The following is a 26153-nucleotide window of genomic DNA, read 5'->3' as shown; positions in this document are numbered from 1 at the left end:
GGAGAAATTATCTATAAGGCGGCCAACACGCCAGCGGTCGGCGTGAATTTCATCCTAGCGCCGAACATGGAATGAATTTCCACGTACGGACAGCGGAAATGGCCGCACCCGCATCCCAATTCGCGCTTCACAAGCGCTCGGGCGTTCGTACGTCAGTTTTTGGCGATCAGACGGAACGGGGTATTATCCAGTGTCCAAATCCCTAGACAGCTTCAATTGTCGCTCCACGCTCACCGTCAACGGTGTCGACTACGTCTATTACAGCCTGCCCAAGGCTGAGGCGAACGGTCTCGCCGGCGTATCCAAGCTGCCCTATTCGATGAAGGTTCTGCTCGAGAACCTGCTGCGCAACGAAGATGGCCGCTCCGTCACCAAGAAGGACATCGAGAACGTTGCCGCCTGGCTCAACGACAAGGGCACGGCTGAAAACGAAATCGCCTACCGTCCGGCCCGCGTGCTGATGCAGGACTTTACCGGCGTTCCCGCCGTCGTCGACCTCGCCGCGATGCGCGACGCCATGGTTTCGCTCGGCGGCGACCCGGAAAAGATCAACCCGCTGGTTCCCGTCGATCTCGTCATCGACCACTCCGTCATCGTCGACGAATTCGGCACGCCGAACGCCTTTGCCCGCAACGTCGAGCTCGAGTATGAGCGCAACGGCGAGCGCTACCGCTTCCTGAAGTGGGGCCAGCAGGCGTTCAAGAACTTCCGCGTCGTTCCGCCCGGCACCGGCATCTGTCACCAGGTCAATCTGGAGTATCTGGGCCAGACGGTCTGGACCCGCGAAGAAGACGGCGTCGTCACCGCCTACCCGGATACCTGCGTCGGCACCGACAGCCACACCACCATGATCAACGGTCTCGGCGTTCTCGGCTGGGGCGTCGGCGGCATCGAAGCGGAAGCTGCCATGCTCGGCCAGCCGGTCTCCATGCTCCTGCCCGAAGTCATCGGCTTCAAGCTGACCGGCAAGCTGAAGGAAGGCGTCACGGCGACCGACCTCGTGCTCATGGTCGTGCAGATGCTGCGCAAGAAGGGCGTGGTTTCGAAGTTCGTCGAATTCTTCGGCCCGGGCCTCGACAACATGACGCTCGCCGACCGCGCCACCATCGGCAACATGGGCCCGGAATACGGCGCGACCTGCGGCTTCTTCCCGGTCGACAGCGAAACCATCAACTACCTCACCATGTCCGGCCGCGAAGAGCAGCGCATCGCGCTGGTCGAAGCCTACTCCAAGGCGCAAGGCATGTGGCGCGACGGTGACGGTTCCGAGCTCGTCTTCACCGACACGCTCGAACTCGACCTCGGCGACGTCGTTCCGGCCATGGCCGGTCCGAAGCGTCCGGAAGGCCGCATCGCGCTCGAAAACATCGCCTCCGGTTTCGCAACCGCTCTCGAAAACGACTACAAGAAGCCGGGCCAGCTCTCGAACCGCTATGCGGTCGAAGGCACCGACTTCGACCTCGGCCATGGTGACGTCGCGATCGCCGCGATCACGTCCTGCACCAACACCTCCAACCCGTCGGTGCTGATCGCAGCCGGCCTTCTCGCCCGCAACGCCGTTGCCAAGGGCCTGAAGTCCAAGCCGTGGGTCAAGACCTCGCTCGCACCGGGAAGCCAAGTCGTCGGCGAATACCTCGCCAAGTCCGGCCTGCAGAAGGATCTCGACGCGCTCGGCTTCAACCTCGTCGGCTTCGGCTGCACGACCTGCATCGGCAACTCCGGCCCGCTGCCGGCACCGATCTCGAAGACGATCAACGACAAAGGCCTGATTGCGTCCGGCGTTCTCTCCGGCAACCGCAACTTCGAGGGCCGCATCTCGCCGGACGTCCAGGCGAACTACCTCGCCTCGCCGCCGCTCGTCGTCGCCTACGCGCTCGCAGGCACGGTCCAGAAGGACCTGACCAAGGAGCCGATCGGTGAGGACAAGGACGGCAAGCCGGTCTACCTCAAGGACATCTGGCCGACCTCGAAGGAAATCCAGGAGTTCATCTTCAAGTACGTCACCCGCGAACTCTACGCGACCAAGTACGCGGACGTGTTCAAGGGCGACGAAAACTGGCAGGCCGTGCAGGTTCCTCCGGGCCAGACCTACGCCTGGGACGATGCCTCGACCTACGTGCAGAACCCGCCCTACTTCGTCGGCATGGGCAAGTCCGGTTCGGGCATCTCCGACATCAAGGGCGCGCGCGTGCTCGGTCTCTTCGGCGACAAGATCACCACCGACCACATCTCGCCGGCCGGTTCGATCAAGGCCGCCTCGCCGGCCGGAGCCTACCTCATCGGTCATGGCGTCGGCGTTGCCGACTTCAACCAGTACGGTACGCGTCGCGGCAACCATGAGGTGATGATGCGCGGCACCTTTGCCAACATCCGCATCCGCAACCACATGCTCGGCCCGAACGGCAAGGAAGGTGGCTACACCATCCACTATCCGTCGAAGGAAGAGATGTCGATCTACGACGCCGCCATGCAGTACAAGGAAGAGGGCGTTCCGCTCGTCATCTTCGCCGGCGTCGAATACGGCAACGGTTCGTCGCGCGACTGGGCTGCAAAGGGCACCAACCTGCTCGGCGTCAAGGCCGTCATCGCGCAGTCCTTCGAGCGCATCCACCGTTCGAACCTCGTCGGCATGGGCGTCATTCCCTTCGTCTTCGAGGAAGGCACGACCTGGGAATCGCTGGGCCTCAAGGGCGACGAGATCGTCACGATCGAGAACCTCGCCAACGTCCAGCCGCGCGAAAAGCGCGTTGCCAAGGTCACCTATGGCGACGGCAGCGTGAAGGACGTGCCGCTCGTCTGCCGCATCGATACGCTGGACGAAGTCACCTACGTCAACAACGGCGGCATCCTGCAGACGGTTCTGCGCGACCTCGCCGCCTGATCGCACGACCACGTTCAAGGCTCTGGAGCCGGGACGCCGAAAGGCGCCCCGGCTCTTTCCTTGAGGGGCACCCGCAGGCGATCCGGTACTGGATCGCGCTCACCTGCCACCTCACTCCAACGTGACTTCCCGTTGATGGAGCGCCGTCGTATGTAGTGAACTCCCCCACAAGGAGTAGGCCGACGGCCGGTAACGAAGTGACGCCATGACATCCGCAGACCGTTCTTTCATTCGTCCTGTTGCACTGGCTTTCGGGCTGCTCGCAGCCGCCGGTGCCCCTGCCGGGGCGCAGGAGAAACAGGCGGTCAAGGGCGTTGTCGAACTGTTCACGAGCCAGGGCTGCTCTTCCTGTCCGCCGGCGGACGCGGCGCTGAAGACGCTGGTCGACGAGGGCGATGTGGTGGCGCTCGCCTATCACGTCGATTACTGGAACTATCTCGGCTGGGCCGACACGCTGGCATCGAAGGAAAACACCGAGCGGCAATATGCCTATGCGCGCATGCTCGGGCGCAACGGCGTTTACACACCGCAGGCGATCCTGAACGGCCGCGATCACCTGAACGGCGGCAACCTGCAGGCCATCAAGGCACGGCTGGAAACGATGAAGGCGGAAGGCAAGGGACTTGCCGTTCCCGTCGACGCCAGGATCCTCGGCGACGAAATCCAGATCACGATCGGCAACGGCATCGGCAAGGCCAATGTCGTCGTCGTCTATTTCGATCGCGCGAAAGTCGTCAAGATGGAGAAGGGCGAGAACACCGGCAAGGAAATCCCCTATTGGCATGCGGTGCGCGACATCCAGACGATCGGGATGTGGGACGGCCAGCCCGCAACGTTCACGCTGCCGGCAACGGTGCTGACAGAGCGCCCCGGCAACAGCGGTTGCGCGATCCTGCTGCAGTCGATGAAAGACAAGGAAACGCCGGGCGCGATCATCGGCGCCGCGGCCGTGCTCGCCGGCCCTCAGGGAAAATTGTAAGGGCGGCAAAGCGCAAGGGGTTGGTTCGGCCCGGCAGCATCGAGGGGCTGGGGCTGAGGGTTCGAAGTTACCGGACCGAACCGGCCATGGCTGCGTTCGGTGAACTCCCGCAGCATGACGACCTGACCGGACATACGGTGGCAACGACTCTGTCCGTCAGCGCTCGCGAGTTTTGCGATGAATTGGGGCGCCGGTTTGACTGAAATGGGGCAGAGGCAAGAAATGACGTCACCGTCCCATGGCTTCTGGCTTGCTTTTCGGCTCGTGTCAGGCACACTGTTATCGTTCTGTCACAACAGAAGGCCGGATTGCCGATGACCGATGAGCCGGACTTGCCGGAAGGCGAGGCGCGACTTCAGCGCCACACCACTTCGGATGTGGTTGTCGATTTTCACGAATACAGGAACGCCAAGGACCCCCTCCCCGTCACCTTTCATCGCCGTGAGCTGGACCAAATCCTCTGGGTCTATGGTCGCATGGTCGGCGAAGGTGAGTGGCGGGATTACGCCATCGACCACCTGAAGGATCGCGCGGTCTTTTCGGTGTTCAAGCGTTCGGGCGAGATGCCGCTCTATCGGATCGAAAAAAATCCGAAACTGGCGGCAAAGCAGGGCGCTTTCAGCGTGCTCAACGTCCACGGCACCATTCTCAAGCGCGGCCACGAGCTCGCGCAGGTGCTGAAGGTGTTCGACAAGGTGCTGCGACTGGTGGAAACCTAGAGCATCCTGCCCTCAAGTGGAATCACTTAAGGCACAAAGATGATCTAGAATCAAAGTGCTAGCGTCCTGGTGCGTTCATATGCACCCGCGGCGCTCCAGAACATCTCGCACAAAAGTGCGCAGCGGCTATGCGACGACATGCGTAAAAGCGCGTTGCATGAGGCCGTTTAAACGCAGCGCGTTTCAGAGCCTCCCTGGGAGAGGACGATGGCGAACGTATTGATCATTGGCGGCGCCGGATTTATCGGCTCGCACCTGGTGGCGCGCTTTCTGGAGGAGAAGCACACCGTCCACGTGCTGGCTCGGCCCGAAACCAACTTGCACCGTCTGGAGCAGGTACGTGCTGACATTCAGCTGCACATTTTGCACCTGGACGACCGCAAGGCACTTCAGCGCTGCTTTGAGACGGCCATGCCCCACTACGTCTTCTACCTTGCCGCCGCAACGAGACGTAAGCCGGAACCCGGGCTCGGCGATGCCTTTGGAAGCGTCCAGGAGGATCTGCTCGGCCTCCTGTCTACGATAGCGGTAGCCGCCGAGGCGCGTGTACCCCCGATCGCTTTCGTGCGCGCTGGAACTTTGGCCGCCTATGGTGGAACTCCCATGCCGCATGTGGAAACACAGCGGGAAGTGCCGAAAACAACCTATGCCGCCGCCCTCGTTGCAGGCGCCCACTATGTCGAGGCGTTGCAGCAGCGATTGCCGTTCCCGATCGTGACTGCCCGGCTTTCCCTTGTTTTCGGGCCGAACCAGTCAGACGAGTTCCTCATCCCGTCATTGATCCGGTGTTGCCTTGTTGGAGAGCACTCGATCGTCCGCCGACCGAACGAGCGACGGGACCTGTTGTTCGTGGATGATGCTGTGGAGGCGCTGTACCGTCTGTCCATGGTGCACGCACAGGGGGCATCAATCGTCAACATCGCCTCAGGCCATGCTCCGACCATGCGGGAGGTCGCGACGCTGATCATTGCAGCAAGCGGCGCGGACCCGGCACTGGTCGAGTTTCTTCGGACCGTCACATCCGGTGACATCGATCTATGCCCGTCTCCAGCTTTGGCAGAGGAAGTGGTTGGCTGGAAGGCACGCATCACGTTGGACCACGGCATCGCGCGAACCGTCGCCTGGTGGCGAGAGAACATGCGGCTTCCCGCCCCTTCGACGACGGCCGTGCAAACGCCTTGTCGCAACAACGGCTCACCGCCTGGACGGCCGTAAGCTTCTTGCCGGCCTGCAATTCAAAAGAGCCGACTGCAATCAGACTCCGTACAGTGTATCCGGATAAACATCCTCCGGTGGATCGCTCGATTGGCCCTCGCCGAGCGCAAGCTGCATGATCGCCGTGTCGAGCCAGCGGCCGTGCTTGAAACCGGTCGCCTTCATTGTTCCCTGGTGCTCGAAACCGACTGAGCGGTGCACGGCGATCGAGGCCGGATGGGCGCCACCGATGACCGCAACCATCTGGCGGAAGCCGAGCTCAGTGCAGCGACGGACGAGTTCGACCAGCAGCGCCTTGCCGGCCCCCTTGCCGCGCGCCTCCGGCGCCAGGTAGATGGAATCCTCGACCAGGAAGCGATAAGCCGCACGCGTGCGGAAGCCGGATGCGTAGGCATAACCGATGATCGTCCGGTCGCCGTCCACCGCGACCATATAGGGGTAGCCATTGCCGATGATCGTCTCGAACCGGCTCCGCATCTCCTTTTCGGATGGCGGGTTGATCTCGTAGGTCGCCACACCGTTCAATACGGATTCGCGATAGATCTCGGTGATGACGGGAAGATCGGCCAGCGTGGCGTCGCGCAGGGTCAAGGACATGGCGGAAGACTGGATCCCAAGGTTTCGTCGTCCTTTCACTCCCACGGAGCCCGGACGCTTTCAAGCCGCTTCAGGAAACAAAAAAGGCGGCCGAAGCCGCCTTTTCCGTCTGCTGTTCAGACTTAGTTGTTCCGGTTGCCCATGAACTGGAGCAGGAACATGAACAGGTTGATGAAGTCGAGGTAGAGCGTCAGCGCGCCCATGATCGCCTTGCGGCCGGCAACGGTGCTGTCATCGGCTTCGTAGTACATTTCCTTGATCTTCTGCGTGTCGTAGGCGGTAAGGCCTGCGAAGATCAGCACGCCGATCACGTTGATCGCAAAGGCGAGCGCCGAAGACGCCAGGAAGATGTTGACGATCGACGCGATGATGACGCCGAACAGACCCATGATCAGGAACGAGCCCATGCCTGACAGGCTCTTTTTCGTGGTGTAGCCGTAGAGCGACAGGGCGCCGAACGAAGCTGCGGTCACGAAGAACGTCTGAACGATGCTCTGGCCGGTGTAGATCACGAAGATCGACGACAGCGACAGGCCCATCAGGGCCGCATAGATCCAGAACGTCGTCTGCGCGGCAGAAACGCTCATGCTATTGATGCGGAAGCTCATGAAGAACACGAGCGCCAGCGGCGCCAGCATCACCACCCACTTCAGCGGGCTCGTATAGATCGCAGCACCGAAGGCGGTCAGCTGGCCATCCGAAAACGCCATCTGGAACGCCAGATAGGCGGCGACGCCAGTGATCGCCAGACCGAGCGCCATCAGGTTGTAGACCTTCAGCATGTATGCGCGAAGGCCTTCGTCGATCACGGCACCCGCCTGAGCGCCGGCGGGCGACATTCGGGTTTGGTAATTTCTCAGATCAGCCATTGTTTCCTCATTCAAGCTCCGGTGGATGTTACGGTGTCGGGCGGCGAGGTTCGCCCTGGAAGACTTGCTTCCACGCCCAGGCGCCGCTGCGGAGCTCCAGCATGCCTGTGGACAAATATGATGCCGAAACCCGCTGTACACAAGACCCGGCCGCTTTGGATTCGGTCGCACCGGACCGAATCGCGCCCGGTGCGACAGGGTTTACGGTTAACTCGGCCCGTCAAAGCTCGCGCAGGACCGGCGCCGCCTTCTGCCCGAGAATGCGCCATGTGCCGGCCAGGCCAATACCCACCGTCATGACCAGCGCCGCCAGAACCGTCACGATCGCCACGTCGGGCAGGAAGCTCGACGGCAGCGTCATGATGCGGTTGACGACGAACCAGGCGGCGATACCGCCGGCAAACAGCGCAAAAACTGCGGTTGCAAGACCAAGGATGGCATATTCGTAGCTGAACGCCTTGATCAGCGTCGCCCGCGTCGCGCCCAGCGTCTTCAGGACGACGGCGTCATGGACGCGCGCCCGGTTGCCGGCAGCAAGCGCGCCGGCAAGCACCAGCACGGAGGCGACGAGGGCCACTGCCGCAGCCGCCCGGATCGCCGTTGCCAGCTGTCCGAGCAGCCCGTTCACAATGTCGAGAGCGTCCTTCACCCGCACGCTGGTGATCGTCGGATAGGCATTGGTGACGGCCTTCAGAACCGCCGCTTCCTCTTCCGGCGTCGCCGAGGGATCGATCACGGTCGCCAGCCAGGCATGCGGCGCGCCGGCAAAGGTGTTCGGCGAGAACACCATGACGAAGTTGATCGACAGCGATTCCCACTCGACATTGCGGAAGTTGGCAATCTTGGCGGTGATGTTGCGACCGAGCACGTTGACGGTCACCGTGTCGCCGATCTTCAGGCCGAGTTCTCCGGCCTCCTCCGCCGAGAACGAGACGAGAGGCTCTCCGCTGTAGTCGGCCGGCCACCAGGCGCCCTCCGACAGCGTCGAGTTCTCCGGCTTGTTCTTGGCATAGGTGATGCCGCGGTCGCCGCGCAGCACCCATTGGCCGGCGGGCGGCACGTTGCGGCTGTTCACGTCCTCGCCGTTGAAGGCGATGATGCGACCGCGCAGCATCGGTACCTCGATGACCTTGCCCTTGGGTATCGTCTGGTTGAGGACCCCGCGGAAGCCTTCGATCTCGTTGCTCTGGATATCGACGAAGAAGAAGTTCGGCGCCCGCTCGGCCATGTTGCCGGTGAGTTCGCGGCGCAGGTTGCCGTCGATCAGCGCGAGCGTCACCAGGAGCGCGAGCCCGAGGCCGAGCGACAGAACGACCGAGGACGTCAGCGCACCGGGCCGATGGATGTTGCCGATCGCCAGTCTGAGTGCCGGCGAATTGACCCGCGGACTGCGGCGCGCAAGCCAGGCGATCGCGAGCGCCACCAGTCGGAGCACGATGAAGGCGAAGGCGATCGCACCGAGGAAGACAAGCGAAATATAGCGGTCGTAAGCCGTCCAGATCGCGAGGCCCGCGAGCGCGGCAAGACACGCGACGGCGCCAAGCAGATAGGGCCAGGCCGGAAAGCCCGAGGGATCGAAACCCTGCTGACGGAAGAGCGCGGTCGCCGGAATGGCGCGCGCCCGACCGAGCGGCAGGATGGCGAAGGTCAAGGCCGTCAGCACGCCGAAGAGGGCGGCAAGCCCAAGCGCGCCCGGATAGAGATGGAAGGCGGTCGAAATCGGCAGCAGCTCGGCCAGGAACTGCGCCGCGACGAAGGGGATCAGCGCGCCGATCGCGAGCCCGATGACGATGCCGATCAGGGCGATCATCAGGATCTGCGCGAGATAGATCATCGCCACCAGCGCGGCCGGCGCACCCAGGCATTTGAAGGTCGCGATCACGCTGCGCTTGGCATCGAGATAGGCCCGCACCGCATTGGCGACGCCGACGCCGCCGACGATCAGCGCCGTCAGGCCAACAAGCGTCAGGAACTGCGAGAAGCGCGTAATGTTGGCCGTCAGCGCCGGTGCTGCGTTACCGCTGGTGCGGATCGACCAGCCGGCGGCCGGATAACGCTTCTCCGCCTCCGCGCGAACGGTCGCGACCCGTGGCGGGTCGGCGAGCTTTAGCTTGTAGGTGTGTTCGACAAGGCTTCCGGTCTGCACCAGTCCCGTCGCCGCCAAGGCTTCTTCCGAGACCATCAGGCGCGGCGCGAAGCCGAATCCGTCGGAAAGCGCGTCCGGCTCGCGCGTGATCGTGCCGGTGATCCGGACACGGGCGTTGCCGAGAAGGATTTCGTCTCCCACTTTGACGTTCAGGCGGTCGAGCAGCAGAGGCGCGACGACGGCGCCGAAGACGTCGCCGTCGCGGGCGATGAGGTCGTGCAGCGGCCTGCCGGGTTCGCTTTCCAGCCTGCCATAGAGCGGATAGAGGGCATCGACCGCCTTCAGTTCCACCAGCGCCTGGTTGGAGCCGTCGGGCAGCCGCGCCATCGACCTGAGGCCGGCAGAAACCGCAACCGTTCCAAGACCGTCGAGATAGGCGCGCTCTTCGGTCGTCGCGACGCGATTGTTGAGTTCGAAGCGGATGTCGCCGGCGAGCAGCTCCTGCCCTTGCGAGGCGATCGTCGCCGTGATCGATTGCGACAGCGAGTTGACGCCGGCGATCGCCGCCGTCCCGAGCGCGATGCAGGCAAGGAAGATGTAGAAGCCCTTGAGCCCGCCGCGCATCTCGCGCAGCGCCAGCCGCAGGGCAAGCAGCGGCCGCAGCCGAACCGGTGACGCGCCGGTCATGCGGAGGCCGCCTGCTGAACCGGCGCCGCCGCCAGCGGACCAGCCTCGCCGCCGGCGACGATCTCGCCCGAACGCACCCGCACCTGCCGCGCGCAGCGATCGGCAAGGGCGGCATCATGGGTCACGAGAACGAGTGTCATGCCGCGGTCACGCTGTTCCGCGAAAAGCAGGTCGGCAATCTGGCGTCCGGTTTCGGCATCGAGGTTGCCGGTCGGCTCGTCGGCGATCAGAAGCTTCGGTGAGGGCGCCAGCGCCCGGGCGATCGCCACGCGCTGCTGCTCGCCGCCCGAGAGCTGGCCGGGATAGTGGCTGAGCCGCTCGCCAAGGCCGACGGCAACGAGTTCCTTGCGGGCGATCTCGAAGGCGCCGGCGACATTGGCAAGCTCGAGCGGCACGGCGACGTTTTCGAGCGCGGTCATGTTGGGAATGAGATGGAAGGACTGGAAGACGATGCCGATGTTGCGCCCGCGAAAATCCGCCACCCGGTCCTCGTCGAGCCGGTGCAGCGGCGTGCCGTCGATGACGATCTCGCCCCGATCCAGCCGCTCGAGCCCGGCAAGCACCATCAGAAGCGTCGACTTGCCCGAACCCGACGGGCCGACGATGCCGACGGATTCACCGGCATCGATGGTCAGGCTCATGCCTTTCAGCACATGCACCGAGGCGGCCGCCTCGCCCAGCGTCAGATCCGCGTTTTTGAGTTCGATGATGGTGCTGGCCAAGCGAAACAACCCTATATGAAACGAAGTGGGGAACAGAAACGGCATTCGGGATTTAGGAACAGGCCCATGGCATTAAAAGGATTTCAACGGGTTTTCTTGGCACTGATGATGACATTTGCGTTATCATGGACGGCACGTGCCGAGACGATCAGCCTCATCGGGTTCGGCGACAGCCTGATGGCCGGTTATCAGCTCCCGCCGCAGGACGCCTTCCCGGCCCGACTGGAAAAGGCGCTGAAGGAAAAGGGCTTCGACGTGACGATCGCGAACGCCGGCGTTTCCGGCGACACGAGTTCCGGCGGTCTTGCCCGCATCGACTGGTCGGTGCCGGACGGTACCAAGGGCGTGATCCTCGAACTCGGCGCCAATGACGCGTTGCGCGGCATTCCGCCTGAAGAGACCCGCAAGAACATCGAGGCGATGATCGCACGTCTCAAGGATCGTGGCATTGCGGTGCTTCTCGCCGGCATGATGGCGCCGCCGAACATGGGCGCCGACTACGCCGCCCGCTTCAACCCGATCTATCCGGAGCTCGCCGAAAAACACGGGCTGGAGCTCTATCCGTTCTTTCTCGACGGCGTGGTGACGGAGGCGAAACTCAAGCTGGAAGACGGCATGCATCCCAATGGCGACGGCGTCGGCGTCATGGTCGAAAGAGCGCTGCCCGTCGTCGAGCGGTTCCTGGCAACGCTGAACAAGACGGAGTGATGGCATCGTCCACAGTTAAGAGAACGTTAATATTCTGAAGTGTCAAATACCAGTTGCGTGCAGGTGCGATGCGTGATTCGCTAAGACATCTGCAAGAGATTCGGGGAGCTCGCCATGCCGAGACTATTCACCGCCCTCGAAATTCCGCGCAATGCTGCAATGAGTCTTTCATTGCTGCGCGGAGGTCTTCCCGGAGCTCGCTGGATCGATGTGGAGAACTACCACATCACCCTGCGCTTCATCGGTGACGTCGACTGGCGCACCGCCGACGAGATCATCGACAAGCTCGATCGCATCGAACGTCCCGAGTTTCAGTTGCAATTGACCGGCACCGGGGCCTTCGGCTCGAAGAAGCCGCACTCGGTCTGGGCCGGCGTCAGCAACCATCCGGAAATGTATGCGCTGCAGGCCGAAATCGAGCGCATCTGCCAGAGGCTCGGACTGGGGCCGGACCCGCGCAAGTTCACCCCGCACGTGACGCTTGCGCGATTGCGCTCCAGCCGCGTCGAGGATGTGGTCGAGTACCTTTCGGGGCGCGGCAATTTCATGACCTCGCTCTTTGCGGTCTCCCGCTTCGTGCTGCTCTCCTCGCGCGATTCGGTCGGCGGCGGACCGTACCTGACCGAAGAGGTCTTCCCGCTTCACGAGGCGCGTTCGCCGAGCCTTTCGAGCAACGACGAGCATCCGGCCTCCAGCATCTGGTAAAGCGCCTCGAAGGCTTCCGGCCCTTCGTAATAGGGGTCCGGCACGTCCTGGCCGTCACCGGACGCATAATCCAGAAAGAGGTGCACCTTCGCTGCCGTGCCTTCCGGCGCCAGCCTTTTCAGGGTGCCGACATTGTTCTCGTCCATGCCGAGGATAAGGTCGAAGTCGCTGAAATCTGCCGCCGCCACGCGGCGCCCGCGCAGCTCCGAAATATCGATGCCGTGCCGCCGCGCCGCCTCTATCGACCGCCGGTCGGGCGGATCGCCGACATGCCAGGCGCCGGTGCCGGCCGAATCCACCGTAAGCACCGGGCTCAGACCCTTGCGGCCTGCCAGTTCCCGCAGCACCCCCTCGGCCAGCGGCGACCGGCATATGTTGCCGAGACAAACGAAAAGAACTCTGACCGGTTTCATGCTATTCAGTTTCGAAAGGCTGGAGATTGCAGACGCTTATACGCGACAGCTCGGTCTGAGAACAGGCGGATGCGAGGGAGAGAGACGATGGCAGCGGAGAAACTGGACGAAGCGACGATTGCCGACAATCTGCACAAGATGGAAGGCTGGGTCAGGGGCGAAGACGGAAACTCGATCTGGAAGGCGTTCCGCTTCAAGAACTTCGTCGAAGCCTTCGGCTTCATGACCGAATGTGCGATCGTCGCCGAAAAACTCAACCACCATCCGGAATGGTTCAACGTCTACAATCGCGTCGACGTGACGCTGACGACCCATGACGCCGGCGGATTGACGGAACTCGACTTCAAGCTGGCGGCGCGCATGGACAAGGCAGCCGCCGGCCGCATGCCCGACCATTTGAAATAGACCTGCCAATCCCCATATTGAAAGCGCTGCAACAGCGGAAGCGGGACGATGGACGACATCAAGATTGGTGAAATTCTCTTGCCTGGCGAAGAATCCGAGCAGGAGCGCCGGGAAAAGCGCGTCAAGCGCCGCTTCTGGCCGACCTTTCGCCGGGCAGCGCGCCAGATCCCCTTCAGCCGCGATCTGGTGGCGGCCTATTATTGCGCGATCGATCCGAAGACGCCGACGCGGACCCGCGGCATCCTGCTCGCAGCACTTGCCTATTTCGTGCTGCCGATCGACATCATCCCCGATGTGCTGGCGGTCGTCGGCTTCTCGGACGACGTCGCCGTCTTGACCGCGGCCTTTGCCGCCATCAGCGGGCAGATCAAGGAAACGCACTATAGCAAGGCCGACGAGACGCTGGCCGATACGCCAGAGAGCTGACGCTGGAGGCAGCCGTTCGGTTGTGGCGCCGCATTCCCGCCCGAAAGTCAAACTCTTGCCCAATTCTTTGTGGCATAGATCTGCAAGTGACGCTGGTCGCGCGATTTGGCGCGACTGACGCCATGCAATGGCTTGGGGCAGGAAACCTTCTGGAACGGGCATTCCGAGGCAACGCGCATCCGGCATCGACCGCGGTTCGGCGAAGGCGCGAATCGGCGGTCGAAAGGCACTGTGCACTGGGGCAAACTGCTCCGTTTCGGGGCTAAAACCGCGGTTTTCGGCCATCGTTGACGGTTTGGTAACCTGAATTAAGTCAAAACAAATTCAAATCATGACTACGCGTCGCCCGTCTGACCTGTTTCGGGTGATCGAAAAGCAAGAAAAGCGGCAGGACCTCATGTTTGTAAGAAAGATCGCAACGGCAATCGCACTCGTTCTGGCGACCGCCAGCATGGCTGCCGCCCAGTCTCCGACACGCATCCAGCAGTTCAACGCCTGGGGCGCCTATTCCTACAATGCCGGCGGCGGCAAGGTCTGCTACGTCCTCTCCGTTCCGAAGGAAAAGAGCCCGGCCGGCGTCGACCACGGCGACATCTTCTTCCTCGTCTCCCAGCGCCCCGGCCAGAACATCAGCTATGAGCCGCAGGCGATGATGGGCTATGCTCTGCAGGAAAACTCCAAGGTCAACGTCGTCATCGACGGCCGCACCTTCGTGATGTTCACCAAGGGCAACTCCGCCTGGGTGGAAAACGCTGCTGAAGAGCCGGCACTCGTCGCCGCGATGAAGAACGGCAAGGCCATGTCGGTCAACGCCAAGTCGCGCAAGGGCACGGCAACCTCCTACTCCTACTCGCTCTCGGGCATCTCGGCCGCGCTGAAGCAGATCGAGGCCTGCAAGTAATCACGGGACGACACGTCACGCGCAAAAGGCCGGCTGCAAAGCCGGCCTTTTGCGTTCGAGGGGGCTGCCTCGTGACTCCGGGCCAAAACAATGCTAAAGCCCGGCCAACTTGAGAGCCTCCGCGCCCCGATTGGCCGCTTTCGATGGCTCGACCGATTTCAATTCGCGCATCAGGACGATTTCCGGACCCGCTCTCCGGACGGCCTCACGCCGTATGACAGGACATCATGAGCATGGCAGCCACTGAAATTCTGAACCGGGTGGAAATCGCCAAGGCGCCGCAGGTACGCGCAGCCGTAGAGGCGGAAAAGCCGTCGCTGATCGGCCTTCTGCGCGAGGACATGGCCAAGGCACTGGTCGAAAAGGGCGTGCCGGAACGCCAGGTCAAGATGCGCGTCAGCCAGCTCTGGCACTGGCTCTACGTGCGCGGCGTCTCCGACTTCGATCACATGACAAACGTGTCGAAAGACATGCGCGAGATGCTGAAGCAGCATTTCACCATTGCCCGGCCCGAAATCGTCGAGGAGCAGATTTCCGGCGACGGCACCCGCAAGTGGCTGCTGCGTTTCCCGGCGCGCGGCGCCGGCCGACCGGTCGAGATCGAAACCGTCTACATTCCCGAGGAAGGCCGCGGCACGCTCTGTATCTCGAGCCAGGTCGGCTGCACGCTCACCTGCTCCTTCTGTCACACCGGAACGCAGAAGCTGGTGCGCAACCTGACGGCCGAGGAAATCCTGGCGCAGCTCTTGCTTGCCCGCGACCGGCTCGGCGACTTCCCGGAGCGCGACACGCCGCAGGGCGCGATCGTGCCCGCCGAAGGCCGCAAGATCACCAACATCGTCATGATGGGCATGGGCGAGCCGCTCTACAACTTCGAGCACGTGAAGACCGCGCTTTTGATCGCGTCTGACGGCGAGGGCCTGTCGCTCTCCAAGCGCCGCATCACGCTGTCGACCTCCGGCATCGTGCCGGAAATCTACCGCACCGGCGAGGAGATCGGCGTCATGCTGGCGATCTCGCTGCATGCGGTGCGCGACGACCTGCGCGACATGCTCGTGCCGATCAACAAGAAGTACCCGCTGAAGGAGCTGATGGACGCCTGCCGCGCCTATCCTGGCCTGTCGAACGCCCGCCGCATCACCTTCGAATACGTGATGCTGAAGGACGTCAACGACAGCCTCGAGGACGCCAAGCAATTGGTAAAGCTCCTGAAGGGCGTGCCCGCGAAGATCAACCTCATCCCCTTCAACCCCTGGCCCGGCACCAACTACCAGTGTTCCGACTGGGAGCACATCGAGAAGTTCGCCGACTTCATCAACCAGGCCGGCTACGCCTCGCCGATCCGCACCCCGCGCGGTCGCGACATCCTCGCCGCCTGCGGCCAGCTGAAATCGGAATCCGAGCGCATGCGCAAGGTCGATCGCCTCGCCTTCGAGGCGATGATGATCGCCAATCACGGCGAGGATTGAGACGAAGCGTCCGCTCGGGTCCTTCGTTCCTCGCCATCACCCATCGATGAAGAACTTTGATGGGTGATGCAGTTCCTATCGATTGATTTCATGTCACCGGTTTCCTAAGAAAGCGGGACATCAATTGGAGGACAACCCATGCGCTCACTTCTCATCGCCCTTGCCGCCACGGTGGCATTCACCCTGCCCGCCCGTGCCGATGAGGTGACCGTCGCCGTAACCGCGATCGTCGAGCATCCGGCACTCGACGCGGCACGCGACGGCGTCAAGGACGCGCTGGCAGCCGCCGGCTACAAGGAAGGCGAGAACCTCAAGTTCATCTACGAGTCGGCCCAGGGCAACCCGGCAACCGCCGCCCAGATCGCCCGCCAGTTCGCAGGCGAAGGCCCGAACGTGATCGTTCCGATCTCGACGCCGTCGGCCCAGGCCGTCGTTTCCTCGACCCGCGACATTCCGGTTGTCTTCACCGCCGTTTCCGACCCGCTCGGTGCCCAGCTCGTCAAGGACATGGACAAGCCCGGCGGCAACGTCACCGGCCTCTCCGACATGTCGCCGGTTGCCGAACACGTAGCGCTGATCAAGGAAATCCTGCCGAACGCCAAGTCGATCGGCTACCTCTACAACTCCGGCGAAGCCAACTCCGTCTCGCTGCTCGCCGTGCTCAAGACCGAAGCCGAAAAGGCCGGCCTGACCGTCGTCGAATCCGCCGCCACCAAGTCGGCTGAAGTTCAGGGTGCCGCCCGCGCGCTCGTCGGTCGCGCCGATGCGATCTACGTGCCGACCGACAACACGATCATCTCCGCGCTCGAAGGCGCCGTCGCCGTTGCCGAAGAAGCCAAGCTGCCGCTCTTCACCGCCGACACGGATTCCGTTGCCCGCGGCTCGCTCGCAGCCCTCGGCTTCAACTACTATGACGTCGGCAAGCAGACCGGCGACGTGGTCGTTCGCATCCTCAAGGGCGAAAACCCCGGCGACATCGCCGTGAAGGTCGCCGCCGGTTCCGACCTGGTGATCAACAAGAAGGCCGCCGAGAAGATGGGCGTCACCCTTCCGGAAAGTGTCGTAAAGCGCGCAACCCGCGTCGTTGAGTAAGGCTTTCGGCCTTTTCAGGTTCAAGTTTGTTGCGTTTTGCCCGCCTCCGTTCCATACGGGGGCGGTTCGCTATGAGGGCCCGGGATCCTTGCGATACCGGCCTTCCAGAGTTTTGAGCCGCATGTGCGCCGTCACGGATCGCGCAATGCGCCAAGCGGGAGCGTCGCGCCCATAACGACAACCACGCGCGACAGGTAGAAAAGAGGGTCTGGGCTTGAGTCTTATCGCTTTCTGGGGAGCCGTGGAGCTGGGGCTGGTCTACGCCTTCGTCGCCGTCGGCGTCTTTCTTGCATTCCGGGTTCTCGACTTCCCTGACCTCACGGTCGACGGGTCGTTTCCGCTGGGCGCCGCCGTCACTGCCGTGCTGATCATCGCCGGCGTCAATCCGTGGCTTGCCGCTTGCGTGGCGATGGTCGCGGGTGCCGCGGCCGGCATCGTCACGGCGATGCTCAACGTACGCTTCAAGATCCTCAATCTGCTTGCATCGATCCTGACGATGATCGCGCTGTTCTCGGTCAACCTGCGCGTCATGGGCAAGCCCAACGTCGCGCTGATCAATGCCGACACAATGCTGTCGCCCTTCTATGGTCTTGGCCTGCGCGATTTCTACGTCCGGCCGCTGTTCATCGGCGTGCTCGTCGTCATCGCCGTCATCGTCGTCTGGCGCTTCCTTGAAAGCGATGCCGGCCTTGCGATGCGCGCCACCGGCGCCAATGCCCGCATGGCCCGCGCTCAAGGGGTCGACACCAACCGCCAGATCTATCTGGGCATGGCGATCTCCAACGCGCTGGTCGCCTTCGGCGGCGCGCTCTTTGCCCAGACAAACGGTTTCGCCGACGTGACTTCGGGCGTCGGCACCATCGTCGTCGGTCTCGCCGCCGTCATCATCGGCGAGACGCTGCTTGGCGCCCGCGGCATCCTGATCGCGCTGATCGGCTGCGTGCTCGGCTCGATCCTCTACCGCATCGCCATTCAGCTGGCGCTGTCGACCGATATGCTCGGCCTGCAGGCTTCCGATCTCAACTTCGTGACCGCGGCGCTCGTCACCTTCGCCCTCGTCCTTCCCCGCCTGCGTCGTGGAGGTGCGGCATGATCAGCGTCAACAACATCGAAGTCATCTTCGGCAAGGGCACGCCGCTGCAGAAGCAGGCGCTGAACGGCGTCAGCCTGACGATCGAGCAGGGCTCCTTCGTCACCGTCATCGGCTCCAACGGCGCCGGCAAGTCGACGCTGCTCGGCGTTCTTGCCGGCGACGTGCTGCCGAGTGCCGGACAGGTGACGATCGGCAAGACCGACGTGACCCGCAAGGGCACGGCTGCCCGCGCCGGCCTCGTCGCCCGCGTCTTCCAGGATCCGCTGACGGGAAGCTGCGGCGCGCTGTCGATCGAGGAAAACCTGGCGCTCGCCGCCAGGCGCGGCGAGGCACGCGGCCTGGCCTCTGCCCTCGGGCCGAAACGGCGCGAGCATTTCCGCGAGCGTATCGGCGAGCTCAATCTCGGGCTTGAAAACCGCATGGGCGACCGCATGGATCTGCTTTCGGGCGGCCAGCGTCAGGCGGTCTCACTGGTGATGGCAACGCTCGCCGGCTCCGAAGTCCTGCTGCTCGATGAACATACGGCAGCCCTCGATCCGGGCATGGCCGAGTTCGTGATGAACCTCACCCAGAAGATCGTCTCGGAGCGCAAGCTGACGACTATGATGGTGACCCACTCGATGCGCCAGGCACTCGATTACGGCCACCGCACCATCATGCTGCACGGCGGCGAGATCGTGCTCGACGTCGCCGGCGACAGCCGCAAGGAATTGCAGGTCGAGGACCTGATCGCCATGTTCCGCCGCATCCGCGGCCAGACGCTCGACGACGACGCGTTGCTGATCGGCTGAGTACAGAAGACTACTTCATGACAGGGCCCGGACATCCACGATGTCCGGGCTTTTTGTTTACCGCGCCGTCGTCATAAAAATCTTCACCGCGAACACCGAAAAGACGCCGGCAAAGCTGAAGTCGAGTGCCCGCATCACGCCCCTGTTGCGCTGCAGCCAGGAGGCAAGCCAGTCGGCCGTGCAGACGACCAGCATGTTCACCGGCATGCCGATGGTGATGAAGAACAGGCCGAGGAACAGAAGCTTGCCGGTGACCGAGGGATCATCGGCGCTGACGAACTGCGGCAGGAAGGTCATGAAGAAGATGATGACCTTGGGGTTCAACAGGTTCACCCAGAAGCCAGCCGAGATATTGGCAAGCGCCTTGCCTTCCGTCGCCTCGACCTTCTGGACGGAAATGCTGGAGCCGAAGCGGATCGCCTGCACTGCGAGCCAGAGCAGATAGGCGGCACCACCGGTCTTCAGGATGGTGAATGCGGTTGGCGAGGCGGTGATCAGCGCAGAGATGCCGAACGCGGCGAGCAGCGTATGGACAACGATGCCGAAGCTGGTGCCGAGCACGACGAAGAGCGCGGCCTTCTTGCCCTGGGCGAGCGCGCGGCTGATCGACAGCGTCATGTCCGGGCCGGGTGTGGCCGCCAGAAGCAGCGTCGCAGCCGCAAAGGTCAGGAGGGTTGGAAGGCTGGGGATGAAGTCCATCGTCGTTTCCTCGGCATAGGTTCATCTCCCCTAATCCCGCGCCCGCGCTTTTGCCAACGGATTCGCGACATCCGGCGTTCTAATGCTTGTATCCCAGCAGGTTCTGGCTAAAGTGCCGCAGATTTACACGCGGCATCGCCGCCCTCCCCAAGACCAGACGGACGGAAACCATGGCATCGCATAAAGACGTGAAAAAGGTCGTTCTCGCCTATTCGGGCGGTCTCGACACCTCGATCATCCTGAAGTGGCTGCAGACCGAACTCGGCGCGGAAGTCGTCACCTTCACCGCCGACCTCGGCCAGGGCGAAGAGCTCGAGCCGGCCCGCAAGAAGGCCGAAATGCTCGGCATCAAGGAGATCTACATCGAGGACGTCCGCGAGGAATTCGTGAAGGATTTCGTCTTCCCGATGTTCCGCGCCAACGCCGTCTATGAAGGCGTCTACCTGCTCGGCACCTCGATCGCCCGCCCGCTGATCTCCAAGCACCTGATCGACATCGCCAAGAAGACCGGCGCCGACGCGATCGCCCATGGCGCCACCGGCAAGGGCAACGACCAGGTCCGCTTCGAGCTTTCGGCCTATGCACTGAACCCCGACATCAAGATCATCGCTCCGTGGCGCGACTGGTCGTTCAAGAGCCGCACCGACCTGCTCGAATTCGCCGAGAAGCACCAGATCCCGGTCGCCAAGGACAAGAAGGGCGAAGCGCCGTTCTCCGTCGACGCCAACCTCCTGCACTCCTCGTCCGAAGGCAAGGTTCTCGAAGATCCGGCCCAGGAAGCCCCTGAATACGTGCACATGCGCACGATCTCGCCGGAAGCAGCTCCGGATCAGGCCACCGTCATCAAGATCGGCTTCGAGCGTGGTGACGCCGTCTCGATCAACGGTGTGCGCTTGTCCCCGGCCACCCTGCTTGCAAAGCTCAACGATTACGGTCGCGACAACGGCATCGGCCGCCTCGATCTCGTCGAGAACCGCTTCGTCGGCATGAAGTCGCGCGGCGTCTACGAGACCCCCGGCGGCACCATCCTGCTTGCCGCTCATCGCGCGATCGAATCGATCACGCTCGACCGGGGTGCAGCCCACCTCAAGGACGAGCTGATGCCGCGTTACGCCGAGCTGATCTACTACGGCTTCTGGTTCTCGCCGGAACGCGAGATGCTGCAGGCGGCGATCGACAAGAGCCAGGAACATGTCGAGGGCGAAGTGACGCTGAAGCTCTACAAGGGCAATGTCATGACCATCGGCCGCGAAAGCGACAAGTCGCTCTATTCCGACAAGCTCGTCACCTTCGAGGACGACCAGGGCGCCTACGACCAGAAGGACGCCGCCGGCTTCATCAAGCTCAACGCGCTGCGCCTGCGCACGCTGGCCGCGCGCAACCGCTAAGGCGACGACAGCTCAAAAAGAAAGCCTCCGCGACCCGCTCGCGGAGGCTTTTTTGTATGCAGGCCGAATCCATCCCTTTTCCGCGCGGCGTTCTACTCCGCCGCTCCCGAAAGCGGATCCTTGACCGGCACGGCGAGCAGCTGCGAGCGAACGGTGCGGCGATACCAGACATAGCTCGCGATACAGACAAGGCCGAAGCACGGGATGATCGTGCCGAGCGCCAGCACCGGAGCGCCGACCGCAGCGGCGATCGCGCCACCAAGCAGCCCCGAGCCCATCTGGACGAAACCCATCACTGCCGACGCCGTGCCAGCGATGTCCGGAAACGGCGCCATCGCCGCCGTCATCATATAGGGCATGACGAAGGCGATGCCGAAGGCATAAATCCCGATCGGCAGCATGACCGAGAGGAAGCTCGGCGGCAGCATGTGCATGGTGTAGGCAAGCGCGAGGCTGGCCGCACCGATGAAGACGAGGCCGGCCGGCACCAGCGCCTGCGGCGTGAAACGCCGCATCAGCAGCCGCACCACCACGGTTCCCGAAAAGAAAAGGCCCGACTGCATCAGCATGCCGACACCGAACTCGGTCGGTGTCAGCCCCACCGCATTGATCAGCACGAAGGGCAGCATGGTCGCCCATGCATAAAGTGCGCCGACCGCCCCGCCGATCACGAGTGTCGAGGAAACGAAGCGGCTGTCGCTCACCAACCGCCGATAGGCCGCAAGGATCGGCTTCAGGTGGCCCTTGGCCGGATCCGGGGTCGCGGTCTCGGCCATGAAGAACTGCACGGTGAAACAGGCCATGGCGGCAAAACCGACCATCAGGAAGAAGATCGACTGCCAGCCGAAAAGCCCGAGCGCCAGGCCACCAAGCGTCGGTGACACGGCGGGTCCGAGGGCCAGCATCATGCCGATCATGTTCATGATGCGTGCGGCTTCAGTCCCGGTGAACTGGTCGCGCACGATCGCCCGCGCAACCGTCATCCCGACGGAGGCGCCGATGCCCTGGACCAGGCGGCCGGCGAGCAGCACCGCAACCGAAGGCGCAAAGGCCGCCATCAGGCTGCCGACGAGGTAGATCGCCATGAAGATCAGCGTCGCCCGGCGGCGGCCGATGACGTCGGAAAGCGTGCCTGAGACAAGCTGGGCAAAGGCGAAGCCGGCGAAATAGAGCGACAGCGTCATCTTGATCGCCGCTTCGCTGGAAGAGAAGGCCCGCACCAGTTCGGGCATCGCCGGCGTATAGAGCGCCATGGAAACGGGGCCGAGCGCCACCAGGAAGGCACCGATGATGCTCGTGCGCCGCTCGCTCATGCGACGCGTCATTGCGCGGCTCCGACCCGGACTTCGGCCTTCTCCCCTGTTGTTTCCTTGCCGGCAAGGCACGGATCGAGCTGACGCAGGTTGTCGCGCAGGATGCGCAGGTTGGAGCAGAGAAGCGCGCGCGCTTCCGCATCGAGCCCTTCGGTATAGGCGTTCATCATGTCGCGAAGCCCGGTCATCAGCGCGTGAAGCAGTGGACCGGCCTTTTCGGTAATGACGACGTTCTTGGCGCGGCGATCGGCCGGATCCTGAACACGGGCGACGAGCCCGGTCGCCTCCAGCCGGTCGAGATAGGCCGACAGCGTCATCGGCTCGATGCCCATGCGCGTGGCGATTTCGGCCTGCTTGATGCCTTCGGTGAGCGCCACCTGGATCAGCGTGCGCGCCTCGCCGGGCGTGATGCCCAGATCCATGGCATTGACCTTGCGGTCGAAGGCCCCGCGCAGGAGGCGCGAGACATCGGTCAGAAGCATTCCAATGGTTTCGGATTCAAGCTTGAAGGGCATCGGGATCGTTCACAATGACATAATAAGCTTTACTTATCATACCCTGTGAGAACGTTCAACGCGCGACACCGTCGTTCCTTTACCAGTTTAACGGTAAAACCTGCAAGGATTCAACGTATTACCTGCCCACCACGCGCGGAACCGTCGTGGTTGCGCTTCAGCCCTCAAGCTCCTCGCGCAACATCTCGAGCTCCAGCCATTCCTCTTCCATGCGAGCGAGGTCGGCGCGCAGCTTCTCCAGTTCCTTGGCGAGTTTCGCAAAAGCATTTGGATCTTTTGTGAAGAGGTTGGGATCCGCCATCTTTTCTTCGCGCTTGGCGGCTTCCGCCTCCGCCTTGGCGATCTCCTTCGGCAGGTTTTCAAGTGCGAATTTCTGTTTGTAGGAGAGCTTGCCCTTGGCCGCCTTCGGCGCTTCGGCGGCAGGCGCGGCCGCATCGGCCTTGGCCTTTTCCGCCTTCTCCGCCTTGCGCTTCTCCTCGATCGCGCCCTTGCGCTGCGCCATCATGTCGGTATAGCCGCCGGCATACTCGATCCAGCGTCCATCCGGCGCATCCGGGTTCGCCGGCGCGATCGTCGAGGTGACGGTGCGATCGAGGAAGTCACGGTCGTGGCTGACGAGGATGACCGTTCCGGCAAAGCCGGCGACAATCTCCTGAAGCAAGTCGAGCGTCTCGATGTCGAGGTCGTTGGTCGGCTCGTCGAGGATCAGAAGGTTGGTTGCCCGCGAAAGGATGCGCGCCAGCATCAGCCGCGCGCGCTCACCGCCCGAAAGCTCGCGGATCGGGGTGCGCGCCTGCTCCGGTTGGAACAGGAAATCCTTCATGTAGCCGGTGACGTGGCGCTGCTCGCCATTGACCAGCAGGTTGTCGCCGCGCCCGTCCGTCAGGTAGTGCGCCAGCGTGTCGTCGAGATTGAGGTCCTCGCGCTTCTGGTCGAGCGTCGCGATTTCCAGATTGGTGCCGAGCTTCACCGTGCCCGTATCCGGTTCGATCTGCCCGGTCAGGATCTTCAGGAGCGTCGTCTTGCCGGCGCCGTTCGGGCCGACGAGACCGATGCGGTCGCCACGATGCACGCGGATCGAGAAGGGCGCGACGATGGTCCGGTCGCCATAGGCCTTGGTGATCTTCTCGGCCTCGATCACCAGCTTGCCGGATTCCCTGGCATCGGCGGCCGTCGCCTGTACGGTCCCCTGCGGCCCCTTGTGGCCACGATAGGTCGCCCGCATGGTCTGCAGCTCGCCGAGACGACGCATGTTGCGCTTGCGCCGCGCCGTCACGCCGTAGCGCAGCCAGTGCTCTTCGCGCTCGATCGCCTTGCCGAGCTTGTGCTGCTCCAGTTCTTCCGCCTCCAGAACCTCGTCGCGCCATGCCTCGAAATGGGCAAAGCCGCGGTCGAGCCGGCGCGACTGGCCGCGATCGAGCCAGACGGTCGCGGTCGACACCTTCTCCAGGAAGCGTCGGTCGTGCGAGATCAGCACCAGGGCCGAGCGGCTGCGAATGAGTTCGTCTTCGAGCCACTCGATCGTCGGCAGGTCGAGATGGTTGGTCGGTTCGTCGAGCAACAGGATGTCCGGCTCCGGCGCCATGACGCGGGCGAGTGCCGCGCGTCGGGCTTCGCCACCCGAAAGCCGCTTCGGATCTTCCTCGCCGGTCAGACCCAGATGCTGCAGCAGATAGGCGACGCGATAGGGATCGTCGCTCGGGCCAAGGCCCGCCTCGGCATAGGCCTGCACCGTGTCGTAGCCGTCGAAATCCGGCGCCTGGTGCAGATAGCGGATGGTCGCCGAGGGATGGCGGAACACCTCGCCCGACTGTGCCTCGGCAAGCCCCGCGGCGATCTTCATCAGCGTCGACTTGCCCGAGCCGTTGCGGCCGACCAGGCAGATGCGGTCGCCCGGCTCCACCTGCAGGTTGGCGCCAGCCAGAAGCGGCGTGCCGCCGAAGGTGAGGAAGATGTCGTCGAGTTTCAGAATGGGAGGCGCCAAGGCTCAGGCTCCGGAAAGATCATAGGGGCGGGCGAGCACGATGGCGCGGCCGCTTTTGAGAGAAAAGCGAAGGGGACCCTCCGCAACGTTGGAGACGGTTCGGGACGAACCGAACGGCAAGGTGAAATCGTCGAGCGGATAGCGTGCATTGACGATCGAAAGGCCGGTAAGCTCAGTCAAGCCCAGCACCGAGAAGAGGCAACCCTTGGGCAGGTCGAGTTCAAGCGAACCGGCCAGCAGCGGATAGGCCTCTTCCTCGCCCGAGGTCATCAACACGGAAAGGCCGCGTTCGGCAAGGGCGACGGCGTGCAGCAGGTGCATGAAGGCATGATCGCTGCGGGTGCCGCCAAGGGCTCCTGCGAAAATCAGGCGATCGGCGCCGCGCGACAGGGCGGCCTCGACCGCGATCTCGCCGTCCGTCGCGGCCTTTGCCGCCGGATAGGGCTCGCGCGGGACGGAAGCGTAGTCCGCAAGAAGGGCCTCTTCGGTCGAGTCGAAATCGCCGACCCAGACATCGGGCACGATGCCGAGCAATCGGGCATGGCGCATGCCGCCGTCAGCTGCAATGAAGCGACTTGCGGCCAGCTGGTGAGCCAGCCGGTCGGTCGGCGAAAGGGCGCCGCCAAGCAGTATGGTGAAGGTCGATCGAGCCATGGCAAAGCCCATAGCGCAAAGGACCGCCGAAGGAAAACGAAGAAAACCGTCGGACGACCGGTTCTGCAGATTTTGCGGAAACCGTCAGTGACCTTCCGGCACCGGATCGGGGAAAAGCATGCCGGCATAAATGCCGGGGGTCGAATCCGGAATCTCGATGGCGCCGGCGACCCGCTCGTAGAACTTCGCCGGCCCGACGCCGCCGATGACGGCGTAACCGTAGCCGGCCTCGCGCATGGCCTTGAGACTCGCAAGCAGCAACGCCTCGCCGATCCCCTGCCCGCGCATGCTTTCGTCGACGCCAGTCGGGCCGAAGAAACCGAGCGCCGTCACATCGTGGCAGGCAAAGCCGACGATCCTGTCGTCCTCAACCGCGATATGCATGCGCGTCGGGGTGGAGGAAAAGGCGGCTTCCGCCTCGCCCGCCCAGCCGGCACCAAAGGTCTCTTCGATCCAGGAGACGACCAGGCGGCGTTCCGGCGCCATGGCGCGGCGAATGCTGATGCCGGCACCGAGCCGCGACTGCGGCTCGGCCGGCAGGGCATACAGTCGAACGAGCATATCGGGCATGGCGGCCTCCTCACGGTTGCTTGCATGACGTCATAACGCAATTGCCGATGAGCGGGAACGCCCGACGCGCGCTGTGTCGCCTCCGCAAACATTGCTTGCCATGGAACCAACGCGGCGGTAAATCTCTTGCCGCTCTAACGGGGTGCCTCCCGACCGCATGACGGCCGGAGGCTGAGAGGCGTGAAACGCCAACCCGCGGAACCTGATCCGGCTCATACCGGCGGAGGGATTAGACGCGATCGGATCGATACGCCCTTTTCCCATGCAACAAC

25 protein-coding genes and 1 riboswitch are annotated in these 26153 nt (G+C 63.2%); of the genes, 14 read left to right on the top strand and 11 right to left on the bottom strand.

The window, feature by feature from the left end:
- Positions 1-190 precede the first annotated feature (190 nt).
- From acnA to C1A35_RS16865, 4 genes are all read left to right on the top strand, one after another.
- Positions 191-2881 (top strand): aconitate hydratase AcnA, encoded by a 2691-nt coding sequence (acnA, locus tag C1A35_RS16885; protein WP_104665458.1) that lies wholly within the window; start codon positions 191-193, stop codon positions 2879-2881.
- Positions 2882-3086: 205 nt separating this feature from the next.
- Positions 3087-3860, top strand: a complete 774-nt coding sequence (locus tag C1A35_RS16880) for a DUF1223 domain-containing protein (RefSeq protein WP_104665457.1) — start codon at positions 3087-3089, stop codon at positions 3858-3860.
- A 314-nt stretch (positions 3861-4174) separates the two neighbouring features.
- On the top strand, positions 4175-4579 hold the full coding sequence (locus C1A35_RS16870) for a DUF2794 domain-containing protein (RefSeq protein ID WP_199772960.1): 405 nt from the start codon (positions 4175-4177) through the stop codon (positions 4577-4579).
- Between the two features lie 207 nt (positions 4580-4786).
- Entirely contained in the window at positions 4787-5794 is a 1008-nt protein-coding gene (locus tag C1A35_RS16865) for an NAD-dependent epimerase/dehydratase family protein (RefSeq protein WP_104665454.1), read from the top strand.
- Between the two features lie 39 nt (positions 5795-5833).
- Here C1A35_RS16865 and C1A35_RS16860 read toward each other — a convergent pair whose 3' ends face one another.
- The 4 genes from C1A35_RS16860 to C1A35_RS16845 form a co-directional block, all read right to left on the bottom strand.
- The gene (locus tag C1A35_RS16860) at positions 5834-6391 is read right to left on the bottom strand and encodes a GNAT family N-acetyltransferase (RefSeq protein ID WP_104665453.1); all 558 of its coding nucleotides are present in this window, start codon (positions 6389-6391) and stop codon (positions 5834-5836) included.
- A 122-nt stretch (positions 6392-6513) separates the two neighbouring features.
- Positions 6514-7260 carry a Bax inhibitor-1/YccA family protein gene (locus C1A35_RS16855; protein ID WP_104665452.1) on the bottom strand — a complete coding sequence of 249 codons (747 nt, stop codon included), beginning with the start codon at positions 7258-7260 and terminating at the stop codon, positions 6514-6516.
- 220 nt (positions 7261-7480) lie between these two features.
- Positions 7481-10033: an ABC transporter permease gene (locus C1A35_RS16850; RefSeq protein WP_104665451.1), complete on the bottom strand. Its 2553-nt coding sequence runs from the start codon at positions 10031-10033 to the stop codon at positions 7481-7483.
- Positions 10030-10755 (bottom strand): ABC transporter ATP-binding protein, encoded by a 726-nt coding sequence (locus C1A35_RS16845; RefSeq protein ID WP_104665633.1) that lies wholly within the window; start codon positions 10753-10755, stop codon positions 10030-10032. The genes C1A35_RS16850 and C1A35_RS16845 overlap by 4 nt, the downstream gene beginning before the upstream one ends.
- Positions 10756-10821: 66 nt before the next feature.
- On the opposite strand from C1A35_RS16845, the gene C1A35_RS16840 reads away from it, so the two are divergent.
- Together C1A35_RS16840 and thpR are read left to right on the top strand one after the other, a co-directional pair.
- A complete protein-coding gene (locus C1A35_RS16840; protein ID WP_104665450.1) occupies positions 10822-11463 on the top strand; it encodes an arylesterase in 642 nt (213 codons plus the stop codon).
- Positions 11464-11577: 114 nt separating this feature from the next.
- Positions 11578-12168 (top strand): RNA 2',3'-cyclic phosphodiesterase, encoded by a 591-nt coding sequence (gene thpR / locus C1A35_RS16835; protein ID WP_104665449.1) that lies wholly within the window; start codon positions 11578-11580, stop codon positions 12166-12168.
- On the opposite strand, the gene C1A35_RS16830 is transcribed toward thpR, so the two are convergent.
- Complete coding sequence (locus C1A35_RS16830) at positions 12105-12581, bottom strand: low molecular weight protein-tyrosine-phosphatase (protein WP_104665448.1); 477 nt, start codon at positions 12579-12581, stop codon at positions 12105-12107. The two genes, thpR and C1A35_RS16830, sit on opposite strands and share 64 nt — an antisense overlap.
- Before the next feature lie 87 nt (positions 12582-12668).
- On the opposite strand from C1A35_RS16830, the gene C1A35_RS16825 reads away from it, so the two are divergent.
- The 7 genes from C1A35_RS16825 to C1A35_RS16795 all read left to right on the top strand — a co-directional run bounded on the left by C1A35_RS16825 (position 12669) and on the right by C1A35_RS16795 (position 18758).
- Positions 12669-12986, top strand: a complete 318-nt coding sequence (locus C1A35_RS16825; protein WP_104665447.1) for a 4a-hydroxytetrahydrobiopterin dehydratase — start codon at positions 12669-12671, stop codon at positions 12984-12986.
- 48 nt (positions 12987-13034) lie between these two features.
- Positions 13035-13412: a YkvA family protein gene (locus tag C1A35_RS16820; protein ID WP_104665446.1), complete on the top strand. Its 378-nt coding sequence runs from the start codon at positions 13035-13037 to the stop codon at positions 13410-13412.
- Between the two features lie 397 nt (positions 13413-13809).
- Positions 13810-14313, top strand: a complete 504-nt coding sequence (locus C1A35_RS16815; RefSeq protein ID WP_034803141.1) for an invasion associated locus B family protein — start codon at positions 13810-13812, stop codon at positions 14311-14313.
- A 233-nt stretch (positions 14314-14546) separates the two neighbouring features.
- Positions 14547-15782, top strand: a complete 1236-nt coding sequence (rlmN, locus tag C1A35_RS16810; RefSeq protein WP_104665632.1) for a 23S rRNA (adenine(2503)-C(2))-methyltransferase RlmN — start codon at positions 14547-14549, stop codon at positions 15780-15782.
- Positions 15783-15920: 138 nt separating this feature from the next.
- On the top strand, positions 15921-16874 hold the full coding sequence (locus C1A35_RS16805; protein WP_104665445.1) for an ABC transporter substrate-binding protein: 954 nt from the start codon (positions 15921-15923) through the stop codon (positions 16872-16874).
- Positions 16875-17088: 214 nt separating this feature from the next.
- Positions 17089-17967, top strand: coding sequence for an ABC transporter permease (locus C1A35_RS16800; protein ID WP_057254900.1), 879 nt, complete (start codon positions 17089-17091; stop codon positions 17965-17967).
- Entirely contained in the window at positions 17964-18758 is a 795-nt protein-coding gene (locus C1A35_RS16795) for an ABC transporter ATP-binding protein (protein WP_104665444.1), read from the top strand. Before C1A35_RS16800 ends, C1A35_RS16795 begins: the two co-directional genes overlap by 4 nt.
- A 57-nt stretch (positions 18759-18815) precedes the next feature.
- On the opposite strand, the gene C1A35_RS16790 is transcribed toward C1A35_RS16795, so the two are convergent.
- Positions 18816-19457 (bottom strand): LysE family translocator, encoded by a 642-nt coding sequence (locus tag C1A35_RS16790; protein ID WP_104665443.1) that lies wholly within the window; start codon positions 19455-19457, stop codon positions 18816-18818.
- 170 nt (positions 19458-19627) lie between these two features.
- Between C1A35_RS16790 and C1A35_RS16785 the strand changes: the two genes are divergently transcribed.
- Entirely contained in the window at positions 19628-20845 is a 1218-nt protein-coding gene (locus tag C1A35_RS16785; protein ID WP_104665442.1) for an argininosuccinate synthase, read from the top strand.
- Positions 20846-20937: 92 nt separating this feature from the next.
- On the opposite strand, the gene C1A35_RS16780 is transcribed toward C1A35_RS16785, so the two are convergent.
- From C1A35_RS16780 to C1A35_RS16760, 5 genes are all read right to left on the bottom strand, one after another.
- Positions 20938-22170, bottom strand: a complete 1233-nt coding sequence (locus tag C1A35_RS16780) for a multidrug effflux MFS transporter (RefSeq protein WP_104665441.1) — start codon at positions 22168-22170, stop codon at positions 20938-20940.
- Positions 22167-22673, bottom strand: a complete 507-nt coding sequence (locus tag C1A35_RS16775; protein WP_104665440.1) for a MarR family winged helix-turn-helix transcriptional regulator — start codon at positions 22671-22673, stop codon at positions 22167-22169. The genes C1A35_RS16780 and C1A35_RS16775 overlap by 4 nt, the downstream gene beginning before the upstream one ends.
- 157 nt (positions 22674-22830) lie before the next feature.
- Positions 22831-24657, bottom strand: a complete 1827-nt coding sequence (locus C1A35_RS16770) for an ABC-F family ATP-binding cassette domain-containing protein (RefSeq protein ID WP_104665439.1) — start codon at positions 24655-24657, stop codon at positions 22831-22833.
- A 3-nt stretch (positions 24658-24660) separates the two neighbouring features.
- A complete protein-coding gene (locus C1A35_RS16765) occupies positions 24661-25311 on the bottom strand; it encodes a thiamine diphosphokinase (protein ID WP_104665631.1) in 651 nt (216 codons plus the stop codon).
- An 84-nt stretch (positions 25312-25395) separates the two neighbouring features.
- On the bottom strand, positions 25396-25881 hold the full coding sequence (locus C1A35_RS16760) for a GNAT family N-acetyltransferase (RefSeq protein ID WP_104665438.1): 486 nt from the start codon (positions 25879-25881) through the stop codon (positions 25396-25398).
- 128 nt (positions 25882-26009) lie between these two features.
- Positions 26010-26127: riboswitch (TPP riboswitch) on the top strand.
- Positions 26128-26153 lie beyond the last annotated feature (26 nt).

Origin of the sequence: Ensifer adhaerens (genome assembly GCF_002940685.1) — a bacterium.
Classification (GTDB): domain Bacteria; phylum Pseudomonadota; class Alphaproteobacteria; order Rhizobiales; family Rhizobiaceae; genus Ensifer; species Ensifer adhaerens_E.
This window is presented reverse-complemented; position numbering and strand designations above follow the sequence as displayed.